This window comes from Corynebacterium sp. c25Ua_47 (genome assembly GCF_039907205.1).
GTDB lineage: Bacteria > Actinomycetota > Actinomycetes > Mycobacteriales > Mycobacteriaceae > Corynebacterium > Corynebacterium hiratae.
This window is the reverse complement of sequence record NZ_JASBOH010000022.1, coordinates 1-14,768: the sequence shown is the minus strand read 5'-3', so window position 1 is coordinate 14,768 and position 14,768 is coordinate 1. Positions and strand designations below refer to the sequence as shown.

10 protein-coding genes are annotated in these 14,768 nt (G+C 61.7%); 6 read left to right on the top strand and 4 right to left on the bottom strand.

Annotated elements, in window-relative coordinates; genetic code table 11:
* Window positions 1-185 precede the first annotated feature (185 nt).
* Window positions 186-2,000 carry a 2-isopropylmalate synthase gene (gene leuA / locus QKE52_RS13190; protein ID WP_046648828.1) on the bottom strand — a complete coding sequence of 605 codons (1,815 nt, stop codon included), beginning with the start codon at window positions 1,998-2,000 and terminating at the stop codon, window positions 186-188.
* A gap of 279 nt (window positions 2,001-2,279) precedes the next feature.
* Between leuA and QKE52_RS13185 the strand changes: the two genes are divergently transcribed.
* The gene (locus tag QKE52_RS13185; protein WP_049157827.1) at window positions 2,280-3,482 is read left to right on the top strand and encodes a mannosyltransferase family protein; all 1,203 of its coding nucleotides are present in this window, start codon (window positions 2,280-2,282) and stop codon (window positions 3,480-3,482) included.
* Here QKE52_RS13185 and QKE52_RS13180 read toward each other — a convergent pair.
* Window positions 3,479-4,351: a DMT family transporter gene (locus QKE52_RS13180; protein ID WP_347948989.1), complete on the bottom strand. Its 873-nt coding sequence runs from the start codon at window positions 4,349-4,351 to the stop codon at window positions 3,479-3,481. The genes QKE52_RS13185 and QKE52_RS13180 overlap by 4 nt on opposite strands.
* A 146-nt stretch (window positions 4,352-4,497) precedes the next feature.
* On the opposite strand from QKE52_RS13180, the gene QKE52_RS13175 reads away from it, so the two are divergent.
* Window positions 4,498-5,763, top strand: a complete 1,266-nt coding sequence (locus QKE52_RS13175) for an aspartate kinase (protein WP_046648822.1) — start codon at window positions 4,498-4,500, stop codon at window positions 5,761-5,763.
* Between the two features lie 19 nt (window positions 5,764-5,782).
* Entirely contained in the window at window positions 5,783-6,820 is a 1,038-nt protein-coding gene (locus QKE52_RS13170; protein ID WP_293775331.1) for an aspartate-semialdehyde dehydrogenase, read from the top strand.
* A 112-nt stretch (window positions 6,821-6,932) separates the two neighbouring features.
* Here QKE52_RS13170 and QKE52_RS13165 read toward each other — a convergent pair whose 3' ends face one another.
* Both QKE52_RS13165 and QKE52_RS13160 read right to left on the bottom strand, forming a co-directional pair.
* Window positions 6,933-8,255, bottom strand: coding sequence for a membrane protein (locus QKE52_RS13165; RefSeq protein WP_046647898.1), 1,323 nt, complete (start codon window positions 8,253-8,255; stop codon window positions 6,933-6,935).
* Window positions 8,256-8,533: 278 nt separating this feature from the next.
* A complete protein-coding gene (locus QKE52_RS13160) occupies window positions 8,534-9,082 on the bottom strand; it encodes an RNA polymerase sigma factor (protein ID WP_046647897.1) in 549 nt (182 codons plus the stop codon).
* 174 nt (window positions 9,083-9,256) lie between these two features.
* Between QKE52_RS13160 and QKE52_RS13155 the strand changes: the two genes are divergently transcribed.
* From QKE52_RS13155 to QKE52_RS13145, 3 genes are all read left to right on the top strand, one after another.
* Entirely contained in the window at window positions 9,257-10,813 is a 1,557-nt protein-coding gene (locus tag QKE52_RS13155; protein WP_070547180.1) for a catalase, read from the top strand.
* A gap of 137 nt (window positions 10,814-10,950) precedes the next feature.
* Complete coding sequence (locus QKE52_RS13150; RefSeq protein ID WP_347948988.1) at window positions 10,951-12,402, top strand: hypothetical protein; 1,452 nt, start codon at window positions 10,951-10,953, stop codon at window positions 12,400-12,402.
* 264 nt (window positions 12,403-12,666) lie between these two features.
* Window positions 12,667-14,172, top strand: coding sequence for a hypothetical protein (locus tag QKE52_RS13145; protein ID WP_347948987.1), 1,506 nt, complete (start codon window positions 12,667-12,669; stop codon window positions 14,170-14,172).
* Window positions 14,173-14,768 lie beyond the last annotated feature (596 nt).

Here is a 14,768-nt window from a genome sequence, read left to right as displayed (position 1 = left end):
TCTTTATTGCAGTGCAGTTACGCTGCTTAACTATATCGTTCTGAGTTCTGGCCTACAAGAAAGCGCATTCAGCGGGATATGGTGACGAGGAATTTTTGCGCAAAGCTTAAAGCTCGGGTACTGGGAGGGAGGAACGTGCTCCTCCCTCCCTAGCTGCACTGTTGTTAAGCCTGGCTTTGCCTGGCTTAGTCTGCGCGGTTGACTGCGGACGTAATCGCGTTGATGGATGCGCGCGTCGTCGAGCCAGCGATGCCCGCGCCCCATACCTGGGCACCGTTAACCTCGGCGGCGATGTAGCAGGCGGCCTCGGCGTCGTCGCCAGCAGTGCGGGATTGCTGGGAGTAGTCGATGACCTCGAAATCAATTCCGACGTCCTCCAGCGCATTGGCGTACGCGGCGATGGGGCCATTGCCGATGCCGGAGACAACGCGCTTCTCACCGTTGAAGACGATGGTCGCGGTTACCTTGGCGTCCTCGCCCTCTGTGGTGGAGTTGTCCACCTGGAAGGAGACCAGCTCTAGCGGGGAGGTGCGCTCCAGGAATTCGTTGGCGAAGATGTCCCACATGTTCTTGGAGTTGACCTCGCCACCTTCGGCGTCGGTCACCGCCTGCACGACGGAGGAGAACTCCGCCTGCATGGCACGCGGCATGTTGATGCCATGGTCGGTCTTCATGATGTAGGCTACGCCGCCCTTGCCAGACTGCGAGTTGACGCGGATGACCGCCTGGTAATCGCGGCCGACATCCTTCGGGTCGATGGGCAGGTAGGGAACTTCCCAGGTGGTTTCCTGCAGTTCCTCCCACGACACCTCGGTGTTGTTGGCGCCGGGGCGTACCTCCTGGGCCAGGGCATCCAGGCCCTTGTTGATAGCATCCTGGTGGGAGCCGGAGAAGGCCGTGAACACCAGCTCGCCGCCGTAGGGGTGGCGCTCCGGTACGCGCAGCTGGTTGCAGTACTCCACCGTCTCGCGGATCTTGGGCAGATCGGAGAAATCGATCTGCGGGTCCACGCCCTGGGTGAGCATATTCAGACCCAGCGTGACGATGTCTACGTTGCCGGTACGCTCACCGTTGCCGAACAGGCAGCCTTCGATGCGATCTGCGCCGGCCATGTAGCCCAGCTCGGCGGCGGCAATGCCCTCGCCGCGATCGTTATGGGGGTGCAGTGACAGGATGATGGAGTCACGCTTGGCAAAGTTGCGGTGCATCCACTCGATCTGGTCGGCGTACACGTTCGGGCTAATCATCTCCACCGTGGACGGCAGGTTGATGATCATGGGGTTGTCCGGGGTGGCCTCCATGATGTCGACGACGGCATCGCAGACCTCGACGGCGAAGTCCAGCTCGGTTCCCGTGAAGGATTCCGGCGAGTACTCCCAGCGCCAATTGGTATCCGGGTAATCCTTGGCAATGCCCTTGATGAGCTCCGCGGCGTCCGTCGCCAGCTTCTTAATGGCTGGGCGGTCCTTGCGGAAGACCACGCGGCGCTGCAGCTTCGAGGTGGAGTTGTAGAAGTGCACGATGACGTTCTTCGCGCCCTGGCACGCCTCGAAGGTACGCCGAATCAGGTGCTCGCGGGCCTGGACCAAGACCTGGATGGTGACGTCTTCGGGGATCTTATTGCCCTCAATAATCTCGCGGACAAAGTCGAAGTCTGTTTGGGAGGCAGAGGGGAAGCCCACTTCGATCTCCTTGTAACCCATGGCTACCAGCAGGTCGAACATGCGGTGCTTGCGCTGCGGGGACATCGGATCAATCAGGGCCTGGTTACCATCGCGCAGATCCACCGCACACCACTGCGGGGCCACAGTAATCTTCTTATCCGGCCACGTGCGGTCCGGCAGCGTGACGGGCTCGACCTCCTGGGCGAAGCTCTGGTAGCGGTGGACCGGCATCGAGGAGCCGCGCTGCTTATTCCAGGCGGGCTGGTTCTCGTTGCGCGGGCCGGCCGGGGTGGTGATTTCGCGGGGAGCGGAGATGAAAGAATCGTTGGGGGACATGGTGTTTGATCTCTTCCTTGTGTGTGGCCTGAGGCGTTTGTTTCGCCGCGTTGCTGTGATGAGCAACGATGTAGTGAATTGTGGGGGACGGCCAGCTGTGGTGTGTGTTGGCATCACCACGCTCCGCGACGGGGCGCTGGCCGTAGAGTTACAAACCTAAATCCCGCCGCGGCTACTAAGGAGAAGAGTGTGCCGCAAAGTCATGTGAGCCACAATACAACGCTTCCCACTCTGCGGCAACTGGTTTCACATACTGGGATGGGGTCGCGGGTGGCTAGGATGTGTTGCGTGCCTGAAGAAAACACCATGACGACTGCTCCGGAACCTGGGAAGAAGACCGCGCCGGGCAAGGAACCGGATGCCGCCCCGACCCCTGAAGGCGCGCCAGGGGTACTTTCGCTGCTGCCCATGGCCGTGCTGGTCGCGGTAGTGGGCACTGCAGTGCGCATCGCTGTGCTGAGCGGCATCGCAGCCGTCAACGAGCAGGAGCTGTGGGATCAGCTCACGGCCTGGGACTCTAAGTACTACCTGGAGATTGCGCGCGTCGGTTATTTCGATGCGGACATCCATACGGATGGGCCGGTCCATGAAATCACTATGGCTTTCTTTCCGGGTTTCCCCATACTGTTGCGGGTTCTGGGGTGGACCGGGATCAGCCTTGAGGTAGCTGCCCTCCTTGTGAATACTCTTTTTACCGCGGTGATGGCTGCTGGAGTCATGGTCCTAGCGCAGCGCCTGGGGGCAGGGCGCCGTGGGCAATGCGCCGCGGCCATCGTGGTCAGCAGCGCTCCGATGTCCATTGTGTTTTCCATGCCCTATACGGAAGCCCTCTTCGGGGCCCTTGTGGTGTGGGGACTCGTGGCGCTGGATGAACGCGATTGGTGGAGCGCCGCGGCTTTCGGTATTGCCTTGTCCTTTGTCCGGCTGACCTCCGTGGACTTCCTTGCAGTTTTTGGCCTGTGGGTGCTCCTTTACGGGCGGCGTTCCTGGCAGGCGTGGCTCAGCCTGATCGTGGCGTCGCTCCCGCTGCCGGGGTACTTGCTGTGGACACAGCGCTACCTGGCGGAGGCTGGCGGCTACTTCGGCATCCAAACCGAACACTGGAACTCCACCTTCGACGGGGGCGTTGCCACCGTGCGGTTCGTGTGGGAAACCTTGACGGAGAACAACGATGTGGGCTACCTGCTCACCGTGCTGGTGATCCTCGGTGCCCCCGTGTTGCTCATCGCGGCCTGGGGGAAGGTTAACCCGGTCGCCTGGTGGTTTAGCGCTGCGTTATGTGCGAATGTGCTGCTTTCCGACGGCATCATGCACTCGCGCCCGCGACTTCTCCTGCCCGCGATCATTCTGGTGCTGCCGTGGGTTGTGCGCGCCGCCACGGCGTGGCGCCCACGCATGCTGTGGGCTGCCTGTGGCGCATGGGTCCTGTGGTCGGCGTGGTTCTCCGCCTACATGCTGGTGGTCTTTGAGTGGGCGATCTAGCGCGGGCTTTGCTCCGCGCGCCGAGTGCTTCCCGGGGTGACCGGAATGCGTGACAGGACGATGGTGGCGGCGATCATGATGATGAGCGAAGCCCCCATCACGCACCAGCCCGCGATGCTCTCGACCTGGAATTTCTCGCCCAGGACCCAGTAACCCAGGCCGAAAGCCACGATGGGTTCCATAATGGTCATCGCGGGAAGGGAATGCGCGAGAGCGCCGGCGTGGAAGGAATACTGCTGGATCACGGTTCCAGCAGCCGCCAGCCCGATGAGCACGTACAGCTCCCAGCTGGCTAGCAATGCTGCGATGCCTTGGTGGGAGAGGACGTCAACCACCGCTTTCGCTACGAGCGCCACGTAGCCGTAGAGGATGCCGCAGGCGCTGCCGAGCGCGAGTGCAGATTCCTCCGGCCGGTTATAGGCCGCCACAAAGAGTGCGGCGAGTGTCAGCGCGCCGAGGGCGAAGGCGGGCCACCACTGGGACCAGCTGGGCGTCGTCAAGCCTGCGGTGGGGCGCCCATAGACCACCATGATGCCCACTGCGACGGTCAGTGCCAGGCACCAGAAGACCTCCCGCGCCGGCATCGGCCGCCGGGAATACCACGCGGCGAGCGGCAGCGTGAACATCAGGGACAGGACGAGGATGGGCTGCACGATGAGCAGCGTGCCGAAGTGGAGTGCGATGAGCTGCAAGGCATAGGCAGCGACGGCGGCTCCGGTGCCAATCCACCACAGGGGAGTGCGAATTGCGGTCCGCATGACGGTCCTGGAGCTGGCGTCCAACACGATGCGGTGGCGTATGACAGTGCCCCAGGCCACGACTAGTGCCGAGGCCAGTGCGAAAGCAACGGCAACCAGGTTTGAAAGCATCGTTTCCACCTTACCTGGAATTAATATCCAGCACGTGTTTCGATGGTAGCCAAAGGGCGGTACTCTAAAGGAGTTGACTGCCGGTCTATAGGTATTGGGCGGTGAACAGGTAATGGCCCTCACAAACAGGAAAGGTGGGACCGTCAGTGGCCCTAGTCGTACAGAAATACGGGGGATCCTCCCTCGAAAGCGCAGAGCGCATTCGCGCGGTGGCGGAGCGCATTGTGGCGACGAAGAAACAGGGCAACGACGTGGTTGTCGTGTGCTCCGCCATGGGGGATACCACCGATGAGCTCCTAGACCTCGCCGCCCAGGTCAACCCCGTCCCGCCGCAGCGCGAGATGGACATGCTGCTGACCGCCGGCGAGCGCATCTCCAATGCGCTCGTTGCCATGGCAGTGGAGTCCCTCGGTGCGCAGGCTCAATCCTTCACCGGCTCCCAAGCTGGTGTGCTCACCACTGAGCGTCATGGTAACGCCCGCATTGTCGACGTCACCCCGGGCCGCCTGACCGAGGCGCTGGATGCAGGCAAAATCTGCATCGTCGCGGGTTTCCAAGGCGTCAACAAGGAATCGCGCGACGTCACCACCCTCGGCCGTGGCGGATCGGACACCACCGCGGTGGCGCTGGCGGCAGCGCTCAAGGCCGATGTGTGTGAGATTTACTCCGATGTCGACGGCGTCTACACCGCTGATCCCCGCATCGTTCACAACGCCCAGAAGCTCGAGCAGCTCTCCTTCGAGGAGATGCTCGAGTTGGCCGCCGTGGGCTCTAAGATTCTGGTCCTGCGCAGCGTCGAATACGCCCGCGCGTTCAACGTTCCCCTTCGAGTTCGCTCGTCTTATTCAAACGACCCCGGCACGCTCATCGCCGGTTCAATGGAGGATATCCCCGTGGAAGAAGCAGTACTAACCGGCATCGCAACCGACCGCTCCGAGGCCAAGGTCACCGTCCTGGGAATCCCGGACCGCCCGGGTGAGGCCGCCAAGGTGTTCCGCGCTATTGCAGATGCCGAGATCAACATCGACATGGTCCTTCAGAACGTCTCCTCCCTGGAGTCCGGCACGACCGACATCACCTTCACCTGCCCGCGCTCGGATGGGCCGAAGGCAATGGAGATTCTGGCCAAGCTCAAGGAAGACGGCCACTGGAGCAACGTGCTTTACGACGACCAAGTGGGCAAGGTTTCCCTGGTCGGTGCCGGCATGAAGTCCCACCCCGGTGTCACCGCGGACTTCACGGAGGCATTGCGTGACGCAGGGGTCAACATGGAGCTCATCTCCACCTCTGAGATCCGCATTTCCGTGCTGACCCGCGAGGCCGACCTGGACAAGGCAGCCATTGCTTTGCACGAGAAGTTCCAGCTGGGTGGCGAGGAAGAGGCCACCGTTTATGCTGGTACCGGACGCTAAAACTTAAGGAGTAAAGGTCATGACCACTGTTGCAGTAGTAGGCGCCACCGGCCAGGTCGGCCGCGTGATGCGCACCCTCTTGGAGGAGCGCAACTTCCCGGCCGAGACGGTTCGCTTCTTCGCCTCCGCACGCTCGGCGGGTCAGGAGCTCACCTTCCGCGAGGACAAGGTCGTCGTGGAAGACCTGGCAGAGCAGACCGTCGAAAGCCTTGCTGGGATCGACGTCGCCGTGTTTTCCGCCGGCGGTTCCACCTCCAAGCAGTATGCGCCGCTCTTCGCCGAGGCCGGCGCCATCGTGGTGGATAACTCCTCTGCATGGCGCAAGGACCCGGACGTGCCGCTCATCGTCTCGGAGGTAAACCCGGAGGAGAAGAGCAACACCCCGAAGGGCATCATCGCCAACCCGAACTGCACCACCATGGCGATCATGCCGGTCACGAAGGCGCTTCACGACGCCGCCGGTCTCACCACCATGCGCGTCGCCTCCTACCAGGCCGTTTCCGGCTCAGGCCTGGCAGGCGTGGAAACCCTGGTTAAGCAAGTAGCGTCCATCGGCGACCGCAACGTTGAACTCGTCCACGATGGCTCGGCGCTCGAGGTCTCCGAGGAGGATCTGGGCCCCTACGTCGCCCCGATTGCGTACAACGCGCTGCCGCTGGCCGGCAACCTCGTCGATGATGGCACGGAAGAAACCGACGAGGAGCAAAAGCTGCGCAACGAGTCCCGCAAGATCCTGGGTATCCCGGAGCTCAAGGTCTCCGGTACGTGCGTGCGCATCCCGGTGTTCACCGGCCACACCATGGTGGTGCACGCGGAGTTTGAGAAGCCGATTACCCCGGAACAGGCCCGCGAGGTACTGTCGTCCGCACCGGGCGTCAAGGTCGTCGATGTGCCGACCCCGCTGGCGGCAGCCGGCATCGACCTCTCCTTGGTCGGGCGCATCCGCCAGGACCAGGCGGTCGAGGACAACAAGGGCCTTGTCTTCGTAGTCTCCGGCGATAACCTGCGCAAGGGCGCCGCGCTCAACACTATTCAGATCGCGGAGCTGCTGGTCTAAAGAAAAGTTGCAGCGAGTTTTAGAACCCGCATAAATAAGAAAAGTCCGCCCCCAGATATCACTCTGGGGGCGGACTTTTTGTGAGTAATGGGAAAGGGGGTGTGCGGAAGGGCTAGTCCTTCGGCACCTCGGGCTTCGTGTGCTCCACGAAGGTCACAGAGGGTTCCGGATCCTCGCGGTCGTATTCAATCTCATCGTCGGCCTCGAGCTCCTCGTGGATCTCATCGGCAACGGTCGAGACGAACTCTTCAGTTTCCATGTTGGAGGCCGCTGCCAGCTTGCGCAGCTCGCGCTCGTTCTTCTTGGTGAAGTGCTCGCGCGGGTCAAGGCGGCGCTTAACCAAGGTGCGGGCGCGCACGCGGCGGTCAGACTCGGAGGTGATCTTGTCGCGCTGGGTAATCCAGGTGATGACCATGACGGCAATCATGAGCAGGCCAATCCAGCCCAGAATCGGGTAAACGCTGGAAACCAGCTGCTTGAAGCCAATGAAGGAGAGGATGAAGCCCACGACACAGGCGCCCGCGTAGACGGGGTAGAAGAGCTTCGGCTTCTTGCGGGTCAGGCGCTTGCCCATGGCGTAGAACATGCCGATGGCGGTGTTGAAGACCATGCCGTAGATGATGAAGGTCATGAAGTAACCCAGAGCCGGGTTCACGTGGTTGATCAGCGTCAGCACCGGCAGGTCCTGCTTGTAGACTTCCGGCGCCACCATGTAGAGGGAAACCACGAGGAGAGCGAGCAGAAGCAGGTAGAAGAAGCCACCGATGAGGCCGCCAACACCGACGGCACGGTTATCCAGGATGTTGCCGCCGATGACGATGGACATCGAGACCGCGCACATGACGTTGAGGCCGGTGTAGTTCAGCGCAGCCAGCCACCAGTTGCTGAGCGGACTCTCGACGTTGTTGACAGCAAACTCATTGGCTTGGGACCAATCCACGTCGGTCACGATGATGGTGTAGCCGGTGGCCAGGACCACGAAGATAATGATGAAGGGCGTAATCGCGCCGATGACGTTACTGACCTTATCCACGTCGAGGAGGCCTACCAGCAGGACGAGCACGAGCATGATAGCGCCGCCCACCCAGATGGGAACACCCTCGAATTGCTGGCTGATGGTGGAGCCACCACCGGCGAACATGACGAAGCCGATGGAGAACAACGTGGCCAGTGTGCCCCAGTCCAGGATCCGGGAGACGATGGGCCCACTAATGTTGTCGTACACTGCCGTGTGCTCATCGGCCTGGAAATAGGAGCCAAGCTGCAGAATTGCTACACCAGTAATAATCATGAGGGCGGAGGCGAGGAGTACGCCCCACAGGCCCATGTTTCCGAAAGCCACGAAGTACTGGAGTGCTTCCTGGCCGGAGGCAAAGCCGGCGCCGACGACGACGCCGATGAAGGCCATGGAAATGGCCACTGCGCGTTTCCACATAAGGTAAAGAGGTCTCTCAATCTCACACGCGCCGGGGTAATGCCATCACGACCCAAGGTGTGGTGCGGGCAATTGGGAAAGCCTCGCGGGCCCGGTTCGACTATCGATTTATCACGTGTGCCTCGGAAAAGATTAGGCGTGGTCTATCGGTGTTTTCCAGCTGGGGCTGCGGTTTCCTTAAGGATAGGCAGTGGCGGGGGTGTCAGAATTTGCCGTTTGGCGCATGTAGATGCAGGTTCTATGGCCGGCCAAGCCGATTTGTAACGGCTCGATAACGATTAGCCGCGTTGGTTGATTAAGTCCTTGCGGGCCCGGGCCACGCGGGAGCGGATAGTGCCAACACGAACCCCGGCGATCTTCGCGGCCTCCTCGTAGGTATAGCCCAGCACTTGAGTCAGGATGAGGGCTTCGCGGCGGTCTTCTGGGAGGGCGTCGATAAGCGCGCGGGCGTCGATCCACTCGCTCCACGTTCCGGCGTTTTCGGGAGTTGCTGCGAGGGCAGCGGCATCCTCGTACTCGGTGGCGGACTTGCGCGGGCGGGCCATGTCGTGGCGGATGTTATCTACCCACACGCGGCGCGCAAGCGAAAGTAGCCACGTGCGCGCTGAGGAGCGTGCAGCGAAGCGGGGGAGTGCGCCGATGACGCGCAGGTAGGTCTCCTGGGTGAGATCGTCCGCGATATCGGGGCCGCCAAGGTGGGCGAGCAGGCGCCAGACATCATCTTGGGTGGACTTAATGAACTCCGTGAGGGCTGCGCGATCGCCACGGCCTGCCTTGAGGGCGAGGTCGGTGACGCGCGCATCGTCGCGCTCGGAGTGTCGTTTCACCTCCCATAACTTACCAGTCGGGGGAGGCAGGACTTGGGTGCCTCGGGCTTAAGGCCGTGAACTCTGGCAACGCCAAAAACTGTTGCGCAGGTCATTTTTTATGGGTAGGCTATGAAAGGTCCGTGATTGATAATGTAAAGCAAATTATCAACCGATCTAGGAGGCATTAACCCCATGACTAACGCTTCGAATGAGTCCGCGGCAGACAAGGTTCTCGACAAGGGCCAGCGCGCCCCGGGCGGCCCGAACACTACCCGCCCCTCCGGTCAGCCAATTGCTACTGAAAACACCAGCATCACCGTTGGCCAGAACGGCCCGGTAGTGCTCAATGACATCCACCTCATTGAGAAGCTGGCGCACTTCAACCGCGAGCGCGTGCCGGAGCGCACCCCGCACGCTAAGGGCCACGGCGCCTTTGGTGAGCTGCACGTTACCGAGGACGTCTCTGCTTACACCAAGGCCAAGCTCTTCCAGAAGGGCACCGTGACCCCGATGATGGGCCGTTTCTCTACCGTCGCCGGTGAGCAGGGCTCCCCGGATACCTGGCGTGACGTCCACGGCTTCGCGCTGCGCTTCTACACCGAGGACGGCAACTACGACATCGTGGGTAATAACACCCCGGTCTTCTTCATTCGTGACGGCATTAAGTTCCCGGACTTTATCCACTCCCAGAAGCGTCTGGGTGCCAACGGCCTGCGTGATGCTGACATGCAGTGGGATTTCTGGACCCGCAACCCGGAGACCACCCACCAGGTGACCTACCTTATGGGTGATCGCGGTACCCCGAAGACCACCCGCCACCAGAACGGCTACGGCTCCCACACCTTCCAGTGGGTCAACGAGTCCGGCGATGCCTTCTGGGTGAAGTACCACTTCAAGACCCGCCAGGGCGTGGAGAACTTCACCGACGCCGAAGCCACGGAGATGGCTGGCAAGAACGCGGACTACCACCGCGAGGACCTCTACAACGCCATCGAGGAAGGCAACTTCCCGGTCTGGGACGTCAAGGTTCAGATCATGCCGGTGGCGGAGGCTGAAGAGTACCGCTTCAACCCCTTCGACCTCACCAAGACCTGGTCCAAGAAGGATTACCCGCTGGTCGATGTCGGATACTTCGTACTCAACCGCAACCCGCGCAACTTCTTCGCGCAGATTGAGCAGGTTGCCCTGGATCCGTCCAACATTGTCCCGGGCATTGGGCTGTCTCCGGACAAGATGCTGCAGGCACGCGTCTTCGCGTACTCCGACCAGCAGCGCTACCGTATCGGACCGAACTACAAGCAGCTGCCGGTGAACCAGCCGCTCAACCAGGTCAACACCTACGAGCACGAGGGTCCGATGCAGTACCTGTTCAACGCCCCGGAGGATCCGGTCTACTCCCCGAACCGCCACGCCAAGGGCGGCGGCTACCTGGATGGCGATGAGAACCTGCGCTTCAAGGAGCAGGAGACCACCACCGCTCCGGATCTCTACGTGAACCCGGACCCGGCAGGCATCGACCTGGTGCGTGCGCCTTATATCCACCACGCTGAGGACAATGACACCGTCCAGGCCACCGACCTGTACGAGAATGTCTACGACGATGGCGCCAAGGAGCGCCTAGCGGACAACATCACCAACGCCATGGCAGGCGTGTCCCCGGAGACCGAGGAGCGCGTCTACGCCTACTGGGATGCAGTCTCCCCGCAACTGGGCAAGCGCGTGCGCGAGCTCTTCGCTGAGAAGAAGTAGGGATTAACGCAGGGGCGTTAATCCGTCACCCACATGAGTTAATCCGTCACCTTAGAAGCCCCGCCGGGTTCATTCCGGGCGGGGCTTTTCCGCGCGCCTGACCGCTTTTGCCCAGCGTGGGCGATAGTTTCTTTTACATGACCTCACGCCTAGCTACTCCTGCTGACGCTAACCGGAAGGTTGGCACCCGCGCACTCCTTCTCGCCCTCGTGCTCATCGTGCCGCTCGTTATCGGCGCGGTCGTTGCCACCGTGTCCGAGTGGCAGCCAGCCGAAGCCTGGTCCCAGGAGCAGGCGGGTGCGCCCAGCGATGGCACCATCGATCCCGCTGAGCTTTACGACGTCGCCCGCGCCCTCAGCGAAGCCAATGCCCAGGCAGGATTCCTGGCGAACGGCGCGCAGCAGCTGGCCGACGGCACCGGTGAGCTGAAGGATGGAGCCGGTGAACTGGGCGGCGGAGTGGACAAACTAGCCGGCGGCTCGCAGGAGCTATACGACGGCCTTGTTCAGCTGCAATCCGGCACCGCCCAGCTGGGCAACGGTGCTACCGAGCTGGCCGACGGCGTCGGCGGCGCCGTCGACCAAGTCATCGGCCTGGGCGTGGTCCGCGGACAGATCCTGCAGGCCATCGACGGCACCCTCAAGGACTTGGAAGGAAACAACTCGGCGGAGGCGAAGAACATCCGCTCGCAGCTCGGTGATCTGCGCAGCCAAGTGGAGAACTTCCAATTTGACCAGTCCGTTCAGGATCAACTGACGCAGCTGAAGGATGGCTCGCGCGAGCTCTCCAACCAGTTGGCCGTGAGCGGCTACGCCTACCACGATGGCGTCTACCAAGCCACGGAGGGCGCAAAGCAGCTCAATGCCGGTATTGGTGAGCTCAACTCCAAGGTCGATGAGGCCCTGCAAGGTGTGGACAAGCTCGTTGCTGGCGCAGAGAAGGTCGACGGCATGGCGCAGCAAAACCGGTCCAAGGTGCAGGGCGCGCAACGTGCCTTGCCCACCGTAGCTGGACCTGCAGAGGGCGATAACGCGCCTGCCCAGCTGCTCAGCCCCATCGTGGCCATGCTCCTCGCGGCTATCGCCGTCTTGGGCGGCGGGGTTATCGGAGCGCTGCTGACGCGCGTGGAGCGTCGTATCCTCGCGCTGCTGGGCGGCGCGGTGCTGATCGGAGTTGTGGTGGGCCTGCTCGTGGCACTTCTTGCTACCGGTGGAACCGCCGCGGCCGTGGCGTGGGCGGGGCTCGCGGCGGCGGGGGCCGGGGTGGCGTCGGCAAGCATTGTGTACGCACTCGTGCGCGGACTGGGGCTCGCTGGTTGGGGCCTGGGCAGCGTGCTCGGCGTAGCCCAGGTGGGCGTCGTGGGATGGGCGTGGAAAGCGGCCTCGACGGGAACCGATCTCAACGCCGCGATGAGTGCGCTCGTGCACCTCTTTCCCATGCAGTGGGCAACCTCCGCCATCACCGTGGCAGGCAATGGGGGGCAGTCCCCACAGCTGTGGACCGCGCTGGCTATTTTGGGGGTAATTTCGATCGTGGCTTTTGTTCTTGTGGGGGCACCCGCTAGGCACGAAGAAAATGGAAAAGCCTAGCTCAAAGGCCTGCGTGTGAAGCATCGACTGAGCCGGTAGAAGCGTTACAGAGTTTTTGAAGATTTATCTACCGTTGCGAGGGAAAATAGTGCTAGAGTGAGAATCGCTCACAAAGCCTACTTAGGGGGTAGGCAAACGGTTTCTCCAATCCGTTGTGAGTGATAGGGAATAGGGGCGACGCGGCTGCTGTAGGGGCACCGCGTCGTTTCCAATTTTCGGGGGTAAAATTGGCGGCACTGAACGCTGAAGAATTGGAGAATCACCGTGACTGACTCTCGCGATATCAAACCTTTTGCCGCCAGCCGTGGTCCCAAAATAACGTCGGTCGGCGCCATCGTCGGTGCAGCAGTGGCGGGAGGTCTGCTGCTCGGAGGTATTGGTGCGGGCGCGAGCTTGGCGGTCTTCGATGCGCCGGAGCGTGCCGATTTTCTCATGCAGCCAGCGCAGCGCGAGGTCCAGGCCGACATCATGGACCCCGACGATGTGCTCACTCCGGAGGAGGAAGAGCGCATGCTTGGCGACGTCTCCCGGATCGCCGCCCCCGACGTGGTCCAGGGGCTGCACTACATGGTCTTTGCCAAGAACAAAGAAAACGTCAATGACTCCGTGGAGGAGTACCTGCGCGATAATCACCCGGAGCTCATCGGCAAGGATAAGTTTGCCGATGGCCAAGTCTTCGTCGGCGTCGGCCTCGATCCGCGCCAGGCCTTCGTCTTCGCGGGTGAGGACGTGGCCGAGCAGATGAAGCTGCGCAAGAAAGATAGCCATCTCGAGCAGTCCATCGAAGCCATTAAGCCGGGCGTGCGGGATGACAACATTCCTGCTGGTCTCTTTGCGGGTGCGGCGGCAGCGATCGACGTGGACCGTGCTGCGGATACCCAGTTTGAGAGTGCTCAAAATAACCGCGTTGGGGCGGCCATTGGTCTGGGGGTAGCGGGCCTGAGCGTTGGTGGCGCGGGTGCAGGCATCGTTGGCGGTACTCGCCGCAGCCGTCAGAAGAACGCGCAGCAGGCGCGCGAGGATTGGGATTATGTGTCGCAGACTTATACCGATGTGGCGCAGCGCCTGCGGGAGATCGATATCCGGGCGCACTCGCTGCAATCGGGTCTAGTGGATGAGCGCCTGCGCGAGGACTGGGAGGGCCTGCGCGATGACTTCCTGGCCATCGATGACAAGGTGGGTTCCCTCATGTCGATTCCGGCCGACGCGCCGGACGAGCAGTTCCGCTCACGCTCCGTGCTCATTGCTCGTGCGCGTTTGCTCTGCGAACGTGTAGAGACCGCCGAGGCTAACATCGAAAAGCTGCACCGCATCGAGAACGCTGATCCCGACACGCGCCGCTATGAACTCTACGAGCTGGGCAAGGACCTAGCCCAGGCGGGTTACCTGGCTGCGGACATCGACTCGGCGCTTGAGCGTCACGCCAAGGAGCTGGAAGACGCCGCCGTGGCCCTGTCCAAGGAGCCGAACCACCCGCAGTTCATGGAGCGCTACTTGGAGCTCTTGGACCGGACCGCGCTGCTCTCGGAGCACCTGCAAGCACAGCTGCAGAAGGAGAACGAGGCCGAGGAACGCCCCGTACGCACGCATATCTATGACTCCCACTTCTTCGCCGGCTCTGGCTACCACGGCTACGTGCCCTTCTACGTTGTGAGCACCTGGGACAGCGACGCGACTGCCGCCCGCGATAGCTCTTCCGGCAGCAGCGGCGGCGTCAACAGCGGGTTTAGCTCGGGCTTTTCCGGTTCGGGTGGCTCCTCCAGCTTCTAGCCCGCGCCCGGTGAAAACGAAAAGAACCCGCAGTTTCCTGCGGGTTGGCCCTGTGTGTTATTGGCTGAAGACGCTAGGGGAGCATGACTCCGATGGTTTCGGTAACGCTATCGTTGCTGAAAGCACTTGCGGAAATAACGCCGATGTATCCAAGGCCTTTAATCCAAATGGGGCCGCCTGAATCACCTGGAATGGCTTCGGCGTTTCTTATGACGAGGGCGCGAGTGCCCGATATACCTGCCGATTGTGGGTTTACCAGAGTTCCGCAGCGAACTCCCCGGGTACTCGACCCGTACCAACAAGCTTCACTTCCTGGCCGTGCCACCCGGATGTCGCGTACGATTTTGTCGCCCGAATAGATATTTCCGCCGCTGTATACGGACGGCTCTAGATCGACGTATGCTACGTCAGTGTCGGGATTGCTGATGCGTGGAGTGCTGTAATCGAATAACTGTGCTGTTGCGCTACGCATCGTTCCAAGCTTGTAGCCTCCTTGCTCCGTGTAGACGACGGTCCCAGGTTGACCGCAGTGTGCCGCAATTACGGCAATGGAATTTGCGCCTACATAAGATAGAGTGCATGCAGCGGTCGTTCCG